General features: G+C 65.4%; 23 protein-coding genes. 9 read left to right on the top strand and 14 right to left on the bottom strand.

Features of this window, described 5'->3' with window-relative positions; genetic code table 11:
• Positions 1–1971 (bottom strand): S9 family peptidase, encoded by a 1971-nt coding sequence (locus RQX22_RS14010; protein ID WP_315727172.1) that lies wholly within the window; start codon positions 1969–1971, stop codon positions 1–3.
• A gap of 18 nt (positions 1972–1989) precedes the next feature.
• Positions 1990–4245: a TonB-dependent receptor gene (locus RQX22_RS14005; RefSeq protein WP_315727171.1), complete on the bottom strand. Its 2256-nt coding sequence runs from the start codon at positions 4243–4245 to the stop codon at positions 1990–1992.
• 143 nt (positions 4246–4388) lie between these two features.
• Between RQX22_RS14005 and RQX22_RS14000 the strand changes: the two genes are divergently transcribed.
• Positions 4389–5045 (top strand): TetR/AcrR family transcriptional regulator, encoded by a 657-nt coding sequence (locus RQX22_RS14000; protein WP_315727170.1) that lies wholly within the window; start codon positions 4389–4391, stop codon positions 5043–5045.
• 157 nt (positions 5046–5202) lie between these two features.
• Here RQX22_RS14000 and RQX22_RS13995 read toward each other — a convergent pair whose 3' ends face one another.
• From RQX22_RS13995 to RQX22_RS13985, 3 genes are all read right to left on the bottom strand, one after another.
• On the bottom strand, positions 5203–5874 hold the full coding sequence (locus RQX22_RS13995; RefSeq protein ID WP_315727327.1) for a glutathione S-transferase family protein: 672 nt from the start codon (positions 5872–5874) through the stop codon (positions 5203–5205).
• Between the two features lie 113 nt (positions 5875–5987).
• On the bottom strand, positions 5988–6209 hold the full coding sequence (locus RQX22_RS13990; protein ID WP_315727169.1) for a hypothetical protein: 222 nt from the start codon (positions 6207–6209) through the stop codon (positions 5988–5990).
• A 206-nt stretch (positions 6210–6415) separates the two neighbouring features.
• On the bottom strand, positions 6416–8047 hold the full coding sequence (locus RQX22_RS13985; protein ID WP_315727168.1) for a serine hydrolase domain-containing protein: 1632 nt from the start codon (positions 8045–8047) through the stop codon (positions 6416–6418).
• A 323-nt stretch (positions 8048–8370) separates the two neighbouring features.
• Between RQX22_RS13985 and RQX22_RS13980 the strand changes: the two genes are divergently transcribed.
• Positions 8371–8718 carry a response regulator gene (locus RQX22_RS13980; RefSeq protein WP_315727167.1) on the top strand — a complete coding sequence of 116 codons (348 nt, stop codon included), beginning with the start codon at positions 8371–8373 and terminating at the stop codon, positions 8716–8718.
• 56 nt (positions 8719–8774) lie between these two features.
• Here RQX22_RS13980 and RQX22_RS13975 read toward each other — a convergent pair whose 3' ends face one another.
• Positions 8775–9179: a MerR family DNA-binding protein gene (locus RQX22_RS13975; RefSeq protein ID WP_315727166.1), complete on the bottom strand. Its 405-nt coding sequence runs from the start codon at positions 9177–9179 to the stop codon at positions 8775–8777.
• A gap of 58 nt (positions 9180–9237) precedes the next feature.
• Here RQX22_RS13975 and RQX22_RS13970 point away from each other — a divergent pair, with 58 nt between their 5' ends.
• The 5 genes from RQX22_RS13970 to RQX22_RS13950 all read left to right on the top strand — a co-directional run bounded on the left by RQX22_RS13970 (position 9238) and on the right by RQX22_RS13950 (position 14322).
• Complete coding sequence (locus RQX22_RS13970) at positions 9238–10017, top strand: glutaredoxin family protein (RefSeq protein WP_315727165.1); 780 nt, start codon at positions 9238–9240, stop codon at positions 10015–10017.
• Positions 10018–10099: 82 nt separating this feature from the next.
• Complete coding sequence (locus RQX22_RS13965) at positions 10100–11446, top strand: hypothetical protein (RefSeq protein ID WP_315727164.1); 1347 nt, start codon at positions 10100–10102, stop codon at positions 11444–11446.
• A gap of 195 nt (positions 11447–11641) precedes the next feature.
• Positions 11642–12202 carry a hypothetical protein gene (locus RQX22_RS13960; RefSeq protein WP_315727163.1) on the top strand — a complete coding sequence of 187 codons (561 nt, stop codon included), beginning with the start codon at positions 11642–11644 and terminating at the stop codon, positions 12200–12202.
• Between the two features lie 194 nt (positions 12203–12396).
• Positions 12397–13725, top strand: coding sequence for a dicarboxylate/amino acid:cation symporter (locus RQX22_RS13955; RefSeq protein ID WP_315727162.1), 1329 nt, complete (start codon positions 12397–12399; stop codon positions 13723–13725).
• Between the two features lie 213 nt (positions 13726–13938).
• Positions 13939–14322 carry a hypothetical protein gene (locus tag RQX22_RS13950; RefSeq protein ID WP_315727161.1) on the top strand — a complete coding sequence of 128 codons (384 nt, stop codon included), beginning with the start codon at positions 13939–13941 and terminating at the stop codon, positions 14320–14322.
• A gap of 342 nt (positions 14323–14664) precedes the next feature.
• Here the strand turns inward: RQX22_RS13950 and RQX22_RS13945 are convergent, their stop codons facing one another.
• Positions 14665–14808: a hypothetical protein gene (locus RQX22_RS13945; protein ID WP_315727160.1), complete on the bottom strand. Its 144-nt coding sequence runs from the start codon at positions 14806–14808 to the stop codon at positions 14665–14667.
• Positions 14809–15113: 305 nt separating this feature from the next.
• Here RQX22_RS13945 and RQX22_RS13940 point away from each other — a divergent pair, with 305 nt between their 5' ends.
• Positions 15114–15518: an addiction module antidote protein gene (locus tag RQX22_RS13940; protein ID WP_315727159.1), complete on the top strand. Its 405-nt coding sequence runs from the start codon at positions 15114–15116 to the stop codon at positions 15516–15518.
• A gap of 167 nt (positions 15519–15685) precedes the next feature.
• The gene (locus tag RQX22_RS13935) at positions 15686–15940 is read left to right on the top strand and encodes a hypothetical protein (protein ID WP_315727158.1); all 255 of its coding nucleotides are present in this window, start codon (positions 15686–15688) and stop codon (positions 15938–15940) included.
• A 27-nt stretch (positions 15941–15967) separates the two neighbouring features.
• Here RQX22_RS13935 and RQX22_RS13930 read toward each other — a convergent pair whose 3' ends face one another.
• From RQX22_RS13930 to RQX22_RS13900, 7 genes are all read right to left on the bottom strand, one after another.
• Positions 15968–16807, bottom strand: coding sequence for an energy transducer TonB (locus RQX22_RS13930; RefSeq protein WP_315727157.1), 840 nt, complete (start codon positions 16805–16807; stop codon positions 15968–15970).
• Between the two features lie 81 nt (positions 16808–16888).
• Entirely contained in the window at positions 16889–17119 is a 231-nt protein-coding gene (locus tag RQX22_RS13925; RefSeq protein ID WP_315727156.1) for a DUF6894 family protein, read from the bottom strand.
• Between the two features lie 134 nt (positions 17120–17253).
• Positions 17254–17919: a hypothetical protein gene (locus RQX22_RS13920; protein WP_315727155.1), complete on the bottom strand. Its 666-nt coding sequence runs from the start codon at positions 17917–17919 to the stop codon at positions 17254–17256.
• 5 nt (positions 17920–17924) lie between these two features.
• On the bottom strand, positions 17925–18791 hold the full coding sequence (locus tag RQX22_RS13915) for a hypothetical protein (protein WP_315727154.1): 867 nt from the start codon (positions 18789–18791) through the stop codon (positions 17925–17927).
• Positions 18788–19000: a hypothetical protein gene (locus RQX22_RS13910; protein ID WP_315727153.1), complete on the bottom strand. Its 213-nt coding sequence runs from the start codon at positions 18998–19000 to the stop codon at positions 18788–18790. The genes RQX22_RS13915 and RQX22_RS13910 overlap by 4 nt, the downstream gene beginning before the upstream one ends.
• On the bottom strand, positions 18997–19284 hold the full coding sequence (locus RQX22_RS13905) for a helix-turn-helix domain-containing protein (protein ID WP_315727152.1): 288 nt from the start codon (positions 19282–19284) through the stop codon (positions 18997–18999). Before RQX22_RS13905 ends, RQX22_RS13910 begins: the two co-directional genes overlap by 4 nt.
• Positions 19281–19496 (bottom strand): hypothetical protein, encoded by a 216-nt coding sequence (locus RQX22_RS13900; protein WP_315727151.1) that lies wholly within the window; start codon positions 19494–19496, stop codon positions 19281–19283. The genes RQX22_RS13905 and RQX22_RS13900 overlap by 4 nt, the downstream gene beginning before the upstream one ends.
• Positions 19497–19638 lie beyond the last annotated feature (142 nt).

Here is a 19638-nt window from a genome sequence, read left to right as displayed (position 1 = left end):
TCACAAATAACGTTCGAACCAGTCGGCCAATGCCTCGTTCTGCCCGACCCGGGCGCTCAAGGGGCCGTGGGCGTCGCCCATATGGTTGCAGCGCGGGATGCGGACGAGTTCGGTGGTGCAGCCGACGTCGATCAGGACGCGAAAGAATTGCTCGGCCTCGGCGATCGGGCAGCGATAATCCTCTTCGCCGTGCAGCATCAGGGTCGGCGTCGTGCAGCGATGGGCGAAGGTGAGCGGCGAGCGCGAGCGATACATGTCGGGGATTTCGTGCGGCAGCCCGCCGAGATCGCGCGCGAAGCCGTCGCCAAGGTCGCTGAGATAATAAAGGGTCGCATAATTGGTGACCGAGGCTTCGGCGACCGCAGCGCGGAAGCGGCTGGTGTGGCCGACGATCCAGGCGGTGGCGAGGCCGCCATGCGACGCGCCCCAGACGCCGAGCCGTTCGGGATCGGCGAGGCCGGAAGCGACCGCCGCATCGACCACGGCCATGTGATCGGGAAAGCCGCGGCCGGCCCAATCGCCGATGATCTTGCGCTGGAAGGCCTCGCCATAGCCGGCCGAGCCGCGGAAATTGGCGAATACGATCCCCCAGCCGCGCGAGGCGAGCATGTGGAAATCGTAGCGAAAGGCATGGCCGACCGCGAGGAACGGGCCGCCATGGATGAACATGATCGTCGGGAGCGGCCCCTCTTCACCCTTCGGCGCCAGACACCAGGCGTCGAATTCGAGCCCGTCGGGGCTGGTGACCGGGAGGTGCCGGATGGCCAGCTGCGGCCAAGCGGCGAGCACATGGTCGTTGAGCGCGGTCAGCCGCTGCTCCTCGCCCGACGGCAATCGGGCAAGGCAGAGGTCGCCGGGACGAAAGGCGTCGCTCGCCAGGAACAATAAGCTATCGGCCGTCGCGCCCAGCAAGAGGCAGGCGCGGTTGCCGGTGACGACCGGCTCCAAATTCGGCGGGCCACTGAGCGCGATCCGCCAGATCTGCGTCTCGCCGCCGGCCTGGACGCTTGCGAAGAGATGATCGTCGTCGATGATTTCGAGGCCGCGGGTGAAGCTGATTTCCCAGATCGGCGTATCTTCATGAACGCGCATGCCGATCTGGGCCTGCAGGTCCGGGGTCCGAAGCTGGAAGGCACCGGTGTCGAGATCGAAGGTGTAAAGGACGCTGACCGGCACCGCCAGGGTGGAGCGATAGGCGCCGAATATCAGCAGCCTCCGGCCGTCGGGCAGCCAGGATGTCGTCGTGACATGCCAGTCCTCGCCGAGCGGACGGGTCACAAGACCATCGGCGAAGTGGAGAATGTGCGGCAATGGCGCGCTGCCCCCGCCGGGCCGCGCCGCGCCTTCGATCGCGCCGAACATCAACCTGTCGCCGGTCGGGCTGAATTGCGGGTTCGAGCAATTGCCGAGCCCTTCGGTGATGCAGGCGATCGCGCCGCTGGCCACCTCCAATATGTCGATACGCTGGCTGAGCTGATCGACGAACCCGATCCCCTCGACCCGGTAGCCCAGCTTGGTGATGCGATGGATCCCGGGCGCCGGCGGCCGGACGCTGGTGACGGTCAGTGCCAGCCGCGCGCCGTCCGGCGACCAGGCCAGCGGCGGCTGCGGCGCGCCGCCCTCGACCGCCGTCTCGGCGATCCCGCCGGTGGCGACATCGTGGATGCAGATACGCGGCGGCCCGCCGTCCAGGCGGATATAAGCCAGCTTGCTCCCGTCCGGCGACCAGGACGGCCCGGCCACATGGACATCGGCGGTGACGAGCGGATCGTGCGCGCCGCTTGCCGTGTCGATCAGCACCAGCTCGAAAAATTCGCCGTCGCTGGGGCGGTCCGCACGCGACAGGATCGCTGCCGCCCGCCGCCCGTCCGGCGACAATTGCGCATCGCGGACGAAGCGCAATTCGAGAAGGTCATCGGGCGCGAGCGGCTCGTCCGCCGTCGTCGGGCGTGTTTCGGGCGGGGCGATCATGATGTCTCCGTCTCCCTATCAGAAGCGCGTAGTCAGGATTGCGCCGAAAGTGCGGGGCTGGATGACATTGACGCGCGCCGGTCCGCCGGCGAATGCGAAGCCGGTCGACGCCGACAGCTGGCCGCGCTCGTCAAACAGGTTGCGGACGAAGAGATCGAGCGTCCAATGCCTGGCTTCCAGCCCCGCGCGCAGGTCGACGCTGTGGAAGTCCGGGAGCACATATTGCGGAAAGTTCGGATTGGCGTCGAAGCCGGTCGTACGCTTGCCCAGATATTTCCAGCCCGCGCCGATCGAGCCCGAAATATTGTCGCTCTGGAAAATCCGATAGTCGGCCGCCGCTGACAAGGACCAACGCGGCGTGTTTGGCAGCCGCTCACCGTCGACGCCGTTGACGTTGGGCGCATCCTCGGTCAGCTCGGCATCGATCCATGCGCCGAGCAGGCTCATCGTCAGCTTCGGCGTCGGACGGGCGGTGAAGGCGAATTCGATGCCTTGGCTCCTGGCGGTACCGCCATTGGCGAAGACGCCGATACCGTTGCGTATCGCGCCCAGCTGAATGTTCGACCAATCGATGTAAAAGGCCGACACGTCCGCGGTCAGCCAGCGTGCCGGACGCAGCTTCACGCCAATCTCATAATTCCACAAGCTGTCCGGCTCGAAGGCGATCGCGCCCAACGGCAGGCCGGTGACCGGGTCCGAGACGACCAGGTTGGGGCCTCCGGGACGATAGCCGTTCGCCGCCCGCGCATAGAGCATGTTGTCGTCGGAGAGATGATAACGAACGGTGCCGAGATAAGTGACGACCGTGTCCTTGGCAGAGGATCCCGGGTTCGACGCGCCGATCAAACCGGAGCCGAACTGTTCGAAATCCTGATCGTTGCGGCTGACACGCAAGCCGAAGGTGGCATCGAAGCGGTCGGTGAAATGATAGGTGGCGTTCGCGTAAGCGGCCATTTCCTTATAGGTGGCCGGGATGCGGAAAGTGCCGATGTCGATCGGCAGCAGCTCTCCGCCGAAATAGCCGGCGAGGTTCTGGAATTTTTCGATATTCTCGTCGGTATAGTAAAGGCCGGCAATATATTCGAGCTTCTGCTTGCCGCTGGAGGCAAGCCGGACTTCCGCAGTCGTCTTCTTGAGATAGAGGCGCGTCAGTACAGTTGCAGCATCGATCGGGAAGAAGGCGCTCAATATCGCCGGATAGGCCTCGCTGACATCCTGGAGCAGATCGTTCTCCAGTCGCTGATGGCCGATCGTCGCCTGGAGACTGGCGAAACCGAGGTCATAGTCACCGCTCAGCGAGTAAAGCTGTCCTTTCTGGCGGAAAAAGGAATCGTTTGGCTGGCTGTGGGTGAAGTCGCCATGAACTGGCTTGCCGGTGACCCGGCTGTAATAGACTTCACTCGAGCCGTCGCGATCAAGATTTTGAACAAGCGCGGTAGCGCGCAAGGTGAGCCGGTCGCTGGGCGTGAAGGCGAGCGAGATGCGGCCCACCTGCTTGTCCCAGCTGTCGACCGTCTTTTCGCCGGTAGCGACGTTGTCGACCAGGCCACCATCACGGGCATGGAGGCCGGTGACGCGGATCGCGAGCTTATCAGCGATGATAGGTGTGTTGAGCGCCCCGCGCAGGGCATAGGCTTCGCTGCGTGAATGGGCCGTTCCTTCCGCTTGTAACGTCGCGGCGAATTCACCCGGATCGGCTTCGTTCAACACATATTTGAGCAGGCCGCCCATGGCGGTCGCACCGTACAAGGTACCCTGTGGACCGCGCAGCAATTCCACACGCTGGACGTCGAAAGTGCCCAGCTCAAGGCCAATCTGCGACAAGCCGGAATAAGCCGAACCGGAACCGAACGGCACGTCATCGATATAGGTGGCGACCGTCGAGGCCGTATCGAAGCCGATCGTTACGCCGCGTATGTTGATCTGGTTCTGACCAGCGCCGCCGAAACTGTAGGTGGTGACGCCGGGAAACTGGCCGGCGAGATCCTCGAGGCTCTGAATGCCCTTGCTGGTCAGCTCCTCGCCTGATGCGACAATCAGCGACTGCGGCACGTCACGCACCGATTCCTCGCGCTTTTGCGCGGTGACGACGATTTCGGCTTCGTCCTGGAGTGCTGTTTCGCCCACCGCTTGCTGGCCCTGCGCGAAGGCCGGCGCGGCGCAGAAGGCTGGCGCGGCCAAGGCCGCCGTCGCCAGCCACCTCATCCGCCGCCCGCGGCTTGCCGGATTTGCACTACGTCCCGACCAGACGGGTCCTGATTCGAAGCTCGCCATCCTCTTCACTCCCCACAATATTCGTCACGCCCTCTTTATTCGGGCGGGCGCCCGATATATGAAGTGGATGCAGAACTTGGTCAAGCGCCTTTCGCCCAACCGGCGATTGCGGCTACGGATGGTTGGATTGGACGGAGTGACGAATGCGTAAGAAGGACCCGGTGATGGTTCAGCAGAAGCGTGAGCATATCATGCGCGCCGCGTTGCGATGTTTCGCGAAAAAGGGCGTCCAATTCACTTCGACCGACGACATCTGTCGGGCGGCAAAGGTCAGTTCCGGGACGCTCTATTATTATTTCAAGTCGCGTGACGGACTGCTCCACGACCTCGTCGTCCACGCCCATGCCACGCGCGACCATCTGCTGGAGAACCTTAAGGACGTTCCCAACCTTCTCGATGCGATCATCAATGCTCAATATGCCTCGTTGAAGGCGATCGAGGCGCAGGGCATGCCGTTCGACGTCTACATGGAATTGCTCGTCTACGGACAGCGCAACAAGGGCTTGAAATCCGCCTTCGAGGAGGCGGCCGAGCGCGCCCAGGCGCTTGTGACCGAAGCGGTGGAAGTACATCAAAAGGCGGGAAAAGTGCCCGACGACCTCCCCCCCGCGTCGATCGCGATATTCCTTACCGTCGTTGCGTCCGGGACGTCGATCCTGGACCTCGTCCATCAGAAGATGACGGCGGACGCCTATCGCGAGGCGCTCGCCGCCATTCTGTATCGTGGACTGCCCAGCCAGTCCCCGGCGGAGGCGAAACCGGAGATCGGAAAAGTGAAGGCGCAGGCGGTTTCGGCATAATCAGATTGACTATGTGTCGGTCGTCATCGTGCCGATGGGCGGGCAGGACCGGGTCGCGAAGGGGTGGCCGGTCAGGTCGGATCAGTCGCGCTTCAGCTCACGCCGCAGCAAATAGCCGTCGAGCAGAAGCGCGGCCCGCCCGCCACCCCCCTGGGCGTCACGCCTCATCCTTATATTCGGCCGGCAGAAGATCCTGGAGCGGGAAGAAGCGGAAATAGGGCCTGGCCTCGTCGATGACGCGCCGGACCGAAGGCCGTGCCATCAAGGCGCGGGCATAAGCCGCCAGCCGCCTGTGCTCCTCGCCGAACGGCAGCAGGATATTGGCGTAGAAAAGCGACGGCGCCGCCGCGCAATCGGCCAGGCTGAACGCCGCCCCCGCTGCCCAGGCACGATCGCCGATCCGCGCGTCGATCATGGCATAGGCCATGGCCAGTACCTTATGGGCTTCGGCCGTCGCCCGGGGATCGCGTTCCTCTTCCGGGCGAAGCGCCTGGGCCACGATCTGCTGCATCGGCGTCATCACATAAAGGTCGAACAGCCGGTCGAGCAGCCGCACCTCGAGCTGCGCCTCCGCATCCTGCGGCAGCAACCGGATCCGCCCCGGATCGCGCCGGTCCAGATAGTCGATCATCACCGACGTTTCCGGCACGATCCGATCCCCGTCCTGCAGCAACGGTATCTTGCCCGTCGGCCAGAGCGCGAGGAAGCGCCGCCTTCCCTCCTCGTCGCCGAAATCGACCATCCTCGCCTCGAACGGTGTGTCCTTTTCGTAAAGTGCGATCAGCACCTTCCAGCAGCAGGAGGACAAAGGATGATAATGCAGAATCAGCGCCATTCGCCGCTCCCCGGTTTCGGTGAAGACCGAATATTGGCGGCGCTGCGGGGGAGCAAGCTTTCATCCTCGGCCAGGTCCCGAAAGCCGATGCTGGCGCGGCGCCTTGCTCAGCCGCGCTTCAGACCCCGCCACAGCAGGAAGCCGCCGATCAGCAGGGCGACGATGCCGGCGAGGGCCCAGGGCAGCGACGGCCCGACCAGCGGCTCGCAATCGGCGACGCAGGCGATCGGCTCGATCACGACCAGGCCGGAGCCCTGGAGCAGCCACAGGCCGCCAAGCGCCACGATGAGCGCGCCTATCACGATCTGGACGATCCGGACGATCTTCATGATGAAACTCCGAAATTGAACGCCGATCCTAGCGCGGCGCGCCAGCAAGATTGTCTCCTACGCGACAAAGGCTCGAAAAAGGATCGCGAGGTCAAGCGGCAATATTCGGAATATTCGGGGACACTATACTAATTTTAGCCCCTCGCCGCCCGACCGGATTTTCCGGGTAATTAGTATAGTGTCCCCGATTTATCCGATTTATCGGGTCAGGAGCCGGTCCGCGCATATTTGAGGCCGCGCGCGCGGCCGGCGTTGAGCAGGAGCTTGTCGGCTGTGCCGGCCGCGTCGCGGATGAACAGCAATTCCAGGCCGGCGTCGGGCGCCCACAGGCGATCGGGCGCGGTCTGGAACAGGGGAAGTTCCGGCAGCTCGCCGATCTTCAGCTTCAGCCCGCCATCCTGGCGGATGGTGATCGGCGCCGGCACTTCCGGGCTTTGGTAGGAACCGACATAAGCGGCGGCCTCGGCGCCCGTCGTCGCCTGCTTCTCGACCCGCTCGAAGCGGCGGGCGCGACCGCCTTCGGATGCCAGGCTGAAACCCTTGCCATCCGCATCGAAGCGGAAGCGGACGCCATCCGGATCGGTCGGCAGCGCGAACACGCCCGGGGACAATTGCGCGAGCGACCAGGGCGGGCGAACGGTGGCAAGCTTGCCGTCGTTCAGCGCCAGTTCGAAATACATCCCGCCTTTGTCGCGATAGACGCCGGCGAGCGGACGCGCCGCCTCGTCGGGCGCGACATCGCTCAGCACGGTCTGCGGCTTCAGCTTGCCGTCGAGATAGATGTCCGCGACTTTCGATGCGAGCGCGCCCGAAGAGGCCTCGCCATTGTTGCAGGAAATGACGATGCCCAGTTTCTCGGTGGGGAACCAATAGGTCATGGTCCGATAGCCGGCGAGGCCGCCGCCATGCTGGACGAGCGGAAGCCCGCGATAGGAGCCGGGGGCGAGCCCCATGCCGTAGCCGGTCGGCGTGCCGTCCTTCAGCCGCGCGGATTCGCGCATCAGGGCAACCGATGGCGCGCCGACCTTGCCGCCGTCCATATTGGCGATCCAGCGCAGCATGTCGCCGGTGGTGGAATAAAGACCGCCGTCGCCGACCACGTCGAGATAGGAATTGGACAGCTTCCAGCCCTCGCCGGCCTTCACATAGCCATTGGCCTTGTCCGGAACCGGCTGGGTATGATCGTGCTGGAAGCGCGTCTTGGTCATGCCGAGCGGGTTGAAGATCCGCGCCCGCGCGAAATCGTCGAGCCGCTGGCCGGAGACGCGCTGGACGATCAGCGACAAGGCGACATAGCCGCTATTGCTGTAGAGATGATCGGTGTCGGGCTCGAAATCGAGGCCCTGCTGCCGGCCGAGCAGGTCCAGCACGTCCTTCTCGCTATAGGGACGATCGTCGGCATAGCCGCTGATCCCGCCGAGCGTGAAGAAGTCGCGGAGGCCGCTATTGTGGGTGAGCAATTGCCGCACCGTCACCTGGTCGGCATAAGCCGGAAGCTCGGGAATGATGGACCGCGCGCGATCGTCCAGCCGGAGCTTGCCGTCCTCGACCAGGAGCAGCACGGCCATCGCGGCGACCTGCTTGGATACGGAGGCCATATAGACGCTGGAGGCGGGCGTCAGCGGCCGCTTCGCCTCAAGATCGGCAACGCCATAGCCGCGCGCGAACAGGGTCCGGCCGTCCTGCTCCACGCCCACCGCGCAGCCCGGCACCGAGGGACCATAGGCCGCGAACACCGCATCGACCCTTGCTTCCCGGGCCGCGTCCGGCGCAGCCGCCAGAACCATGGCGGGCGTGGCGATGGCGGCGATGGAAGCGAATGACAGGCTCTTTTTCACGAATATCCTCCCCAGCTCGTCTTATCTTACGGCCCCCGAGCGCCGCGTCGCAAGGCCAATGCGCTGGCCCGCCCCGAAACTTAATTCGGGGACACTATACTATTTTATTTGGCTCACCGATGCGGTGCGGTCCTCGCGGACTCCCCGGATTGATTAGTATAGCGTCCCCGAATAAATTTCCGGGTTAATTAGTATAGTGTCCCCGAATAAATTTCTTGGCTCTTTCGCAACTGATCCTTGTTAAGGACGTTCTATCGGAATCGCTGGCCGTTTATCGGGCGCCTGCGGCTGAGAGACGGAGCGCTCCCGCCCTATTGCGGGACATGCGCATGCACGCTCTGATCATCGAACAGAATGCCTGGATCGCCATGGCGATCGAGGATGCGCTGCGGGAGCTCGGCTTCACCTCCTTCGATGTCGCCGATTGCGCCGAAGAAGCCGCGGCCCTTGCGTTGCGGCGCTGTCCGGACCTCATATCCTCGAGCCTGAGGCTGGGAACGAAACAGGGAATCGACGCGGTGCGTTCGATCTGCGCCGGACGCGGGACCAGGATGGTGTTCGTGACGACGACCGCCTGGCAAGTGCGCGAGGACCATCCGGACGTCCATGTCGTGCAAAAGCCGTTCCAGCCGGCCACGCTCAAGAGCGTCGTCGCGCAGGCGATGACATGATGACACTGGGCCGAAGCGGCTGAACCCGCCTTGCCGGCCTATCCGGACCGCGGCGCCTATCTTTCGAACGAGGCGAGGATCGGGCACGGCCCGGCTTTGCCCTTGCCGCATTCCCGCGCCAGCCGCCGGAGCGCATCGCGGGCACGTTCCAGCTCTTCGATCTTCGCGTCCAGGGCGTCGACCCGCGCCTGGGCAAGCGTGCGGACGCGGGCGCGATCTTCGCTTGCATCGAGGCGGAGCAATTCGCCTATCTCCTCCAGGGTGAAGCCCGCCGCCTGGGCCTGGCGGATGAAGCGCAGCCGGCGCAGGTCCCCGGCCCCGTAGCGCCGGATGCCGCCATCCCGCGCCGGCGTCGCCAGCAGGCACTTGCGCTGGTAGAAACGGATCGTTTCCACCCCCACGCCCCCTGCCCCGGCAAGCCCGCCGATGGTCAGGGAATGTATCTCTTGACTCCGTACCATGGTACGGATGCTATAGCGTCTTCGGCTCAATGACAAGCCAATGACAAGGAGTGGCGCAATGCCCGACGAAGCGGACCGGAAAAGACTTGGCAACAAGGCGGCGATCCACCGCATGGTGATGCCGGATCATGTCTGCCCTTATGGGCTGAAAGCGAAGCATCTGCTCGAGCGATCGGGATATGCGGTCGAGGATCATCACCTCACCACCCGCGCCGAGACCGATGCCTTCAAGGCCGCGCACGGGGTCGAGACGACGCCGCAAATCTTCATAGGCGGCACGCGCATCGGCGGGCATGACGATCTGCGCCGCTTCCTCGGCAAGCGCGTGGCGGACCCCAAGGCGACCAGCTACCGCCCGGTCGTCGCCCTGTTCGCGATCACGGCAGCGATGGCGATCGCCGCCGCTTACGCCGCGACCGGCCAGGCGTTCAGCCTGCGCGCTGCCGAATGGTTCATCGCCTTCTCCATGGCCGTGCTGGCGCTGCTGAAGCTCCAGAATGTCGAAAGCTTCGCGACGATGTTCCTCAATTACGACCTGCTGGCGAGGCGATGGGTGCCTTATTCATACATCTATCCGTTCGCCGAAGGCCTTGCCGGCATCCTCATGATCGCCGGTGCGCTGACCTGGCTCTCCGTGCCGATCGCCCTCTTCATCGGCACGGTCGGCGCCGTGTCCGTGGTCAAGGCGGTCTATATCGACAGGCGCGAACTGAAATGCGCCTGCGTCGGCGGCGCGAGCAATGTGCCGCTCGGCTTCGTCTCGCTGACCGAAAACCTGATGATGATCGGCATGGCGCTGTGGATGGCCCTCGGGCGTTCGCATGGAGCGGGGCTGTGAGGGGGAGCGGGGCTGTGAAGTGGAGCGGGGCTGTGACGGAAAGGATCGGGCGCTGGCTGGCGGTCCCGACAGGAGAGATTGCATGAAATTCGTCTATCTTGCCGCTGCCGGCCTTGCCGGCGTGGCCACACTCGGCGCGATGCCCGCTTCGGCCCAGCATCACCATCCCGGGCCGGAGGCGCCGACGCCGGAGCCGGCGCCGGTGACGACGCCGGAGCCCCCGATGGACCATTCGCAAATGGATCACGGGCCGGCGGCGCAAGCCCATGGCCCCGCCCGGGGCGCATACGGCCCCTATTCCATGACGCGGGAGGCATCGGGCACGGCCTGGCAGCCGGATGCGTCCGGCCATGACGGGATCATGGGCCGCATGGGCGGCTGGACGCTGATGGGTCATGGTGTCCTCAACCTCGTCTACGACCATCAAGGCGGCCGTCGCGGCGACGACAAGCTCTTCGCCTCGGGCATGCTGATGGGCATGGCGCAACGGCCGCTGGGCGATGGCATGATCCAGCTCAAGGCCATGATCAGCCCCGATCCGCTGATGGGCAGGAGCGGTTATCCGCTGCTGCTGGCCAGCGGCGAGACCGCCGATGGCACCGACCGGCTGATCGACCGGCAGCATCCGCACGATTTCTTCATGGAACTGTCCGCGTCCGTATCGCAGGATGTGGGGCCGGACGGCAGCCTCTTCCTCTATGCCGGCCTGCCGGGCGAGCCCGCCTTCGGCCCGCCCGCCTTCATGCACCGCGAGGCCATCATGGCGTCGCCCGAAGCCCCGATCAGCCATCACTGGCTCGATTCCACCCATATCAGCTTCGGCGTCGTCACGGCGGGCCTGGTGCTGGGCCGCGTCAAGCTGGAGGGGAGCCGCTTCAACGCCCGCGAGCCCGACCAGCATCGCTGGAACATCGAAACCGGCCCGCTGGATTCGACGGCGATACGCTTGTCCTTCAACCCGACGCGGACGCTTTCGCTGCAAGGAAGCTGGGGCCGGTTCGTCGATCCGGAGCAGCTCGAGCCCGGCCTCGACCAGACGAGATGGTCCGCGAGCGTCCTTTACGCAAAGGCGATCGCGCCCGGCTGGAAGCTCGCCGGCACCCTCGCCTGGGGCCGCAAGATCGTCGAGCATCACAAGGACGACGCCTTCGTCGCCGAGGCCTCGCTCAAGCACGAGGAATGGACCTTGTTCGGCCGCGCGGAAATGACCGAAAACCGGGAATTGCTCGATCTTGCCCATCATGGCCCGGCCTATCGCGTCGGCAAGGCCTCGCTGGGCGCGGTGCGCGACGTGCCGATCGCGGACCATGTCGCCCTGGGCATTGGCGGCCTGGTCTCCGTCAACTTCCTCCCCGACGGCCTCGCGCCGCTTTATGGCGGCCAGAACCCGATCGGCGCGATGGGCTTCCTCCGCCTCAAACTCAAATAATTCGGGGACACTATACTATTTATTGACCGTGCTCCGCGCCCATCGGAGACGCTTGCGAGCAGGCGTCGGATGGACCGGAAAATAGTATAGCGTCCCCGAATTAAATGTTGCTCATCAAAATCTCATCTTTTGCTCATGACGGTCGCCGGATGGCCGTGGCAGGCGGAGGCCTCGTTCACCGCAAGGAGGGGATCGATGCGCGGAAGCAATGGCGGCGGAGGGGGCGGCATCCCCTGGCGGGTGATTGGCTGGGGCGGCGCCGCGCTCGTGCTGCTCCTCCATTTTGCCGCGATGCAGTTCATGAGCGAGATGGCATGGAGCTTTTGGGACTTCGCTTTCGCGGGCCTCATATTGGGGGGCGCGGGGCTCGTGCTGGAACTGGCGGTGCGCGCGTCGGACAGTCTCGCCTACCGGGCCGGCGCCGGCGCCGCGATGCTCGCCGCCATCCTCCTCCTCTGGGTGAACGGCGCCGTCGGCTTTCTGGGTGACGAGGACAATCCCGCCAATCTGCTGTTCCCGGGCCTGATCGCCATTGCCTTGCTCGCTTCGGCTGTGGCGCGCTTCCGGCCCGCCGGCATGGCGCGCGCCATGTTCGCCGCCGCCGGCCTGCAGCTGCTGATCGGCGTGGTCGCGGTAGCCGCGGGTCTGGGGGCGCCGGCCGATGCCGGCCGTTACGAGGCCGCGCTCGGGACCGTCCTGTTCACCTTCCTCTGGCTCCTTTCGGCCGGCCTGTTCCGGAAGGCGGCCCGAGCCTGAGCGGACCTGCATCGCCGCTTTCTGACAGGGCCGCGCCCGCCGCGCAATCCGGCCCCGCCACCTTCACCCGCCCGCGCCCAGCAATTGTGCCCAGCATCGGCGCCGGCGGCGAGGCCACTTCCCGCCCGCTTGCGTATCGGGCAGATGGGAGGGCGCACCGGACGGGGATTCGGGCACAAGGGGAGCTGGAAGGTATGGCGGGGCAACGCTTCTGGAAGACGCTTTATTTCCAGGTGCTGGTCGCCATCGCGCTTGGGGTGCTGACGGGCTGGCTGTTCCCGGCCTTCGGCGCGTCGCTGAAGCCGCTCGGCGACGCTTTCATCAAGCTCGTCAAGATGATCATCACGCCGGTCATCTTCCTGACCGTGGTGACGGGCATAGCCGGCATGGCGGATCTCAAGGCGTTCGGGCGGGTCGGCGCCAAGGCGATGGCCTATTTCCTCACCTTCTCCACCCTCGCCCTCATGGTCGGCCTGGTCGTCGCCAACCTCTTCCGCCCGGGCGAAGGCATGAATGTCGACCCGGCCGAGCTCGATCAGGGTGCCGTCGCCGATTATGTCAGCAAGGCGCATGAGCAGAACGTCACCGGCTTCGTGCTGAACATCATCCCCGACACCTTCTTCAGCGCCTTCACCTCCGGTCAGATCCTGCAGGTGCTGTTCGTCGCCATCCTGTTCGGCATCGCCTTGGCCCTGCTCGGCGATCGCGGCGAGCGGGTGCTGGGGACGCTCCGGACGCTGACCGCCATCGTCTTCCGCATCGTCCACATATTGATGTATGCGGCGCCGATCGGCGCGTTCGGGGCGATGGCCTATACGATCGGCGCGTTCGGCATCGAATCGCTCGTCAATCTCGCCGAGCTCGTCCTTACCTTCTACGCGACGTCGCTGATCTTCGTGCTGGTCATACTGGGGCTGGTGGCACGGGCGGCGGGCTTTTCCATCTTCGGCCTCATCCGCTACATCAAGGACGAGCTGCTGCTGGTGCTCGGCACCTCCAGCTCGGAAAGCGCGATGCCGCTGCTGATGGAGAAGCTGGAACGCGCCGGCTGCCCCAAGCCGATCGTCGGCCTGGTCGTGCCCACCGGCTACAGCTTCAACCTGGACGGCACCAACATCTACATGTCGCTCGCCGCCTTGTTCATCGCGCAGGCGACCAACACGCCGCTCAGCTTCGGCGATCAGGCGCTGCTGATGGCCGTCGCCATATTGAGCTCCAAGGGCGCGGCCGGCGTCACCGGATCGGGCTTCATCACCCTTGCCGCCACTCTTTCCGTCCTGCCGACCGTGCCGGTGGCCGGCATGGCGCTGATCCTGGGCGTCGACCGTTTCATGAGCGAATGCCGCTCGCTCACCAACTTCACCGGCAATGCCGTCGCCGCGATCGTCGTCGCCCGCTGGGAGAAAGCGGTCGACCTGGCGCAGCTCCGCGCCGCCTTTGCCGGCGCCGGCGGGGACTTCGAGGAAGCGGAAAGCGACGCCCTGCAGATCGAGGGCGAAAGCGACGTGCCGGCGGCCGACTGAATCGGGAGGCCGAAGCAGCGCGCTGGACCCGATTCGCGCCACTTGTTGGGGTTGGAAGAGGCCGGACCCACGCCATCCTGTGTCATAAGGAAGGGCAATTCCCCTCGGTGAAGGCCGAATAAAGACGTTCGGGGGTTGATAAATCTGTCACAATCGCCAAATGGCGTGCAGCGCGCTTCCAGCGCAGTCCCACAAACTTTTTCGATAGCGACCATGGCCCTTCTCACTTGTCCTTCTGACTTCACCGATCACGCCGCCTCCAAGACCAACCGGCAGCTTGCGGACAAATATGGCGTCGGCGAGAAGACCATCACCCGCTGGCGCAAGGAAACCGGCTGCACCGCGTCGATCCGGCCGTTCGCCAGCGCCGCACTGCCCAAGCAGCACGTGCCCGCGATCAGCCCCGGCCTCGCCAGCGAAGCGGCGCAATTCCTCCGCAAGACGCACCGCCCGGTCTATCACCGCGTGATCGAGGGCAAGGAGTTTCGCGGCCAATATGTCGTCGGCACCCGCGTCCTCGAGGAAGACGAAGTCGTCGCCCTCGCCGAGGAAAAGGGTTTCCAGGCCTATAACCGGCTGTTCGACCTCGCCAGCTGAGATCGACCAGGCGCGTTTCCGATCCTATCGAACCGGAAGCGCGCCCGGTTTTCCTTTGTTTTTCCGTTAGTATGTTCGTCGGATGATCCCCCGACCGGGCTTCGTGCCCGGACTGCGGCGTCGCGATTAATCGGATTCGCCGCGCGCCTTCATCCCTTGGCGCGCGCGTCCGTCCAGACGGTGATGAATGCTTTCCGTCTCTGCGCCGGGCGCCACCCGCTCGATATAAAGGATGAGGACGCTGGAGGACCAAGGCGACCTCGTCGCGAGAGCTTGTCCGCTGCGACGATCCGGGGCCGCTTCGTTCGGCCTTTGATGATTCAATGTCCGGACGCAGGCGGGTCAACCCACCCAGCGCCAGTCCAGGGACCAGAATTGATCTATAAGGGTAACGACATGGGTCATGACAGCGACCAGATACGCGCCTTGAAAGGCGGCGGCATCGAACGCCATCAGGACTGCAGTCGCGATGATTATGTACCTCACGCTGCCTTTATCCTCTGCAATGGTTAAATTTTTCTTAACCAATTGACCCCCGCGAGGGCCGCCTCCCCCCATGCGGGAAGCGACCGACCGACATTCCCGGAAATCGTGCGTGCGAGGCCGCTGGCGGTCCGGCCACCCTCTGCGGCTGGAGGGCGCGAGCAGTGCCAGTACGCCGCATGGGCGGACGCCGATGCCAGGCGTTCAGGTCCAGGTCTCGAAAGGACGAGGACTACCACGCGCTACGGCGAGCCTTCGACATCTACAGTTGCGATTCATTCTCAATAGCGATAATCGAGTCGCAGGAGATGAACATGCTGATAGAGATGCTGGCCGCGCGGCCGAGACTGCAGGATTTGCATGAAAGCCCTGCGCGGATCGTATCGGCCTTGCGCCTGTCGATCGTCGCGCGGCGGACGCGGCAATGTCCTCTCGGTGCCGCCGCCGCGCGGCTCGGATCCCGGCGGGCGGCCGCCCATCTCCATCTGCTGATGGAGGAGATCGGCACCGCCTGGCCCGAGCCCTTCTGCGTCAGTCCGCCCTGCTGCGCCTTCCTCAGCCATGACGAGGCCCTGGTCGCCCGCATGTTCGCGCTGGCCTCGGAGGGCGACCGGCCCGGCTTCGACCGGCTGCTGAGCGACTTGCTGCCGGATCATGTCCGGGAGCGTCTCTATCTGTCCTCGAACGTGCTGAGCATGGTCGTCCAGGTCTAAGGCTCAGTCCCAGGGGAATAGGCGCAATGCGATTCTGGATCCTTCCAGGCACCTCGGCCGGTCCGGTCCCCGATGGCGCCGGCCGTGCCGGCGCGCCATCGGCCTTCCCTGCCCCGGACATCGGGCGCATAGAGCGCGCCAGGCCACATGATCCGCCGGGAGCAAGGATGAATTTCGAAGACCAGCTGCTGCGTTATTTCGCCACCACCGACATCGCCGCCATCCAACCGGGCGCGCTGGCCGCCGGCATCGACCAGATGAAGGTCGATTTCGGACTGGAGCAGGATCGCGGCCGCCGTTTCGCCCTGTGGGCGCTCATGTACATGCTGGGCGACGCGCCGGATCTCGATTCATTCGAGGAGGAGCAGGACCGCGAGGCGGCGCGCAATTTCATGGACCTGGCGGACATGGCCGGCGGCTGATCGGTAGACCGAGGCTCGCGACGATCCTTATTCGTCGATCCTCGTGCCCCTGTTCGGTATGCGCCAGCGAATACGCGCTTTCACCCAGTCACGCGCCGGCTTTCCGTCGGCACCGACAGCCGGCGTGAAGCGCGCCCGCTTGCTCAGCAGCGCGCAGGCTTGCGCATCCAGGATCGGTACTTCGCTCGTTTCCGTGACCATGCAGTCCGCGACCCGGCCGCTATCGTCGACGAGCAAGACGAAGCCGACTTCGCCGTCGCTTTCCTTCCTGATCGCCACATCCGGATAATCCCCGTCGGCAAGATAAGCGGCAAGATTATGTTTGGATTCGGCCCGGCTCCGGAGCCGGGCCGCCGGCCCTTCATCGATGTTCCAATAGACCTGGATATCCTTCAGGCAATTATCCATCGCCGCCGCCAATTTATCCATCGGCCCCAGCGCGAAACTGTCGTCGATCTCGTCACCGGACGCGATCGACATGCTTTTGGCCTGGCGCAGCGGCGCAAAATCCTCGTTGGACAGATTGATCCGCATGGCATGCGTGCCGGTTTCGCCGATCATGTAGGACAGGAGCTTGGTCTTGAACGGCGAATTCTCGCCGAAGCGGAGCGTCACCCCCTGTTCCTTCGGATCCGTGGGACCCTGGGCCTGTCGCATCACGGAAAGCTGCATCGCAGTGCCCAGCGGCGACGCCTTGATCAGCAAGGACGAAGGCGCATCGGCCGGGCCATAATCCCGCATGGCGACGCATTGCCCGTCTGCGAAGCTCAGCACCCATTTGCCGGTCGGCTGGCGCGGCTCGGTCGCGGCCGGCGTCGCCATGCCCAGCGCGACCGACAGCCCCGCAAATCCTGCCGATAATCTCATCGATTCCCCCTGCCCGCCCCTGCGCGCTACACAGGACCAGATTTCATGGACATTGCAAAGGCCGGATCGGTCCGGATCGGATCAGTAGGTCGCCGCCCGCAGCGGCAGGCTGAGCACCCGCCGGTGCCCTTCATCCTCAACCTCGATCGTGCCGGCGAGGCAGATCGCGTCGCTCCGCAGCCTTTCCCGCAGCACCAGGCCGGCAGCGCTCATCGCTTCCGACAATGCCTCGACATCGTCCCGGCACGTCCGGCCGACAATGTCGACCTCCTCGAATGCGTCGCTGCAGATGTTGAAGAAATAACGCGGCATAAGGGGACGAACGCGCGAACGGCCGGGGCTATCCGCCCGCGTGCGCCGGAACGTTATCCGGATCCTGCCGAAGCGCGTGGGCAGCGGGAAGCCGGTTGGCAGCGTAACGACGGATCCACCTTGCCGGAAATCCCTCACTCCACCGACAGCATATGCCCGACCCGCTCGTGCAGCTTGTTCGCCGCCAGCCGGAAGGCCGATGCGAGCTTGCTCGATCGTTGCGCCTTGGCGAGGTCTTCCCACAATGCGCCGCCGGCATCGCTCATGCTCTCGCCGGCCAGCACGACGCGTTCGAACAAGGGCAGCAGGAAAGGCGGAATCGCCTCGCGGCCATAGGCATAATCGGCGCGGGCTTCTTCCTGCGCCTTGTAACGCGGCAAATGGCACATCGCCCTCGCGCCCTGCCCGCGTCCGCCCTCCCCGATCCGTTCGTAGCTGCCGGTGATGCCCAAAGTCGCATAGCCGAGCTCGTGGGCGGCGGCATACCAGGCGCAGGCGGCGGCTTCGTGCGGGGCGATGGTGCCGGCGCGCTGCAATTTCTCGATGCGGGTGAGCTTGCGCACCGTCCGGGTCTCGCCGGAACGGACCGCATGGCGCTGCTCGGCCTCGGTGCGGTTGGCGACCGGCACGACGCGGAGGTCGCCGCGGATCCTTTGCGCCTCCGGCACGCCGACATTGCGCGCCAGCGCCAGCGCCTGGTCCTCGGGCGTCCGCGCCTTTCTGATCTTCCTGCTCGCCGCTTTCCCCATGAATTCGCTCCCGCTCCTGATTTTCCGCATCACGTCCCTGATCGCTTTCACGCATTTCACTCCGTTGGTGCCTGCGACCGCTCCAATCCCGACCGAAGCGCCGGCGGCAAGCAGTCGAGCGGCGGACGGGGCGGTCCGGTCGACCAGCGGCGGCGAATCTCGGCCGCATCCTCGGCGCGGCCGATCCGTTCCAGCCGCGCGGCATGTTCCTCCGCCGCTTTCGCATGCTGTTCCGGGGTGCGCGCGGCGGCTTCGCGATGGCCGCCATCGGGCCGCTTGGCGTTGCGGACCCAATGCTGCCAGGCCTTGCGCCAGTCGCGCTTGGCGGCGCCCGATCCCCGCGCCTGCCAATAATCGGCGAAGTTCGCCGCCTCGGTCTCGATCGCCTTCGGATCCCAGCCCCGCTCGGCCCCGGCCCAGAGCTTCCAATCCTCCGGCATCGCGAAATCGTCGGGCAGGCGCTGGGCCCGCTTCCTTCCTTTCGCAGCCGAAGGGGCAACCCCTTCAGGGGTTAGGGTTGGAGTGGGGGGATTAGATATATATTCATCAAGGGGGGCCGCGCCGTCCGTGACATTCGCGGCGTCCGGCGCCGTGACGCAGCCCGTATTTTCGCCCGTGACTCCGGCCGTGACTCTGGTGTCGGCGCCGGGCGCGACGGGTTGCGCGGCAGGCGCAGCCACGACTTCCATCCGCGCGGCCGCGGCGGCGGAGCCTCCGCCGGCCGCGTCGAATGCGAATTGTCCGGCAGCCGACCCCTCCCCGCCCGCTTCGGCGCGCAGCCGGTCGCGGCGGCGGCGCTGCCGTTCGGCAGCGCTGCGGTCGCGCGGGCGCGCATCGGCCTCCAGCGCGTCCACCACCGCCAGGATCTGATCCGAGGAAAGGCCGGCGCCGACGAGGGCGCGCAAGGTATGGGCGCCGATCATTTTCCCTCTCCAAACGGCAGGTCGGCGACATTGGGCGGCGCGCGGGTGATGCGATCGGCGCGCACGGCCTCCACCAAAGCGGCGATCTCGGCCGGCGCCCGCCGATGCGTGGCCGCCCAAAATTCGGGCCGGATCGCATCGGCGCGGCCGCGTTCGAAGACCTGTCCGATCGCGTCCTTGAGAACAGGGAGAGGTGTCCGGAAGCTCATTTCGCGATCGCCTCCAGCAGCTTCGCGAAATCCGGATCGGCGCGGAGCGCCTCGGCACGCTTCAGCCCGCTGATGATGGTGCTATGGTCGCGGCCGCCAAGCCCCTTGGCGATCCGCGCCAGGCCGAGCCCGCGCTCGCGCGCCAGCGCCATCACCGCGAACCGGACATGGCAGATCAAGGTCTCCCGGGCGCGGGCCCGAAGCGATCCGGCTTCGATCCCGGTCACCGCCTCGGCGCGGGCGACGAGCTGGTTCATCACCGAAGATGCAGGCTGGTAGATCATCTTGCCGCCTTCCGTGCCGTCCGCGGCACCGACACGACCTGAAAAGGCGCGGCGGCTCCGGCAGGGAGGAAGCCGGCCGGAAGCGAAGGAAGGTCGCCATGCGCCAGGCCGCCGGCCCGATCCTCCGGGGAATCGTCGACCGCCTCGCCGAGCAGGGAGAGCGTGACCGCGAACAGGCAAAAGGTCACCGCGATCGCGGCCCCGGCGGCCAAGGCGCGGATGGGCCAGCGACGGTCCTGTGCGGAAGGTGGCCGGGGAAAAGGTTGGTGGCCGAAAGATTGGGTGGAAGCCTGTCCGGCGGTGGGCGGGACAGGAAAGGAGCGACTCGGATGATTGAAGTTCATGCTTTGTTCT

The sequence above is a fragment of the Sphingosinicella rhizophila genome, from assembly GCF_032378825.1.
In the GTDB taxonomy this organism is placed as follows: domain Bacteria; phylum Pseudomonadota; class Alphaproteobacteria; order Sphingomonadales; family Sphingomonadaceae; genus Allosphingosinicella; species Allosphingosinicella rhizophila.
The sequence above is the reverse complement of the archived record's forward strand: the minus strand, read 5'-3'. Positions and strand labels throughout refer to the sequence as shown.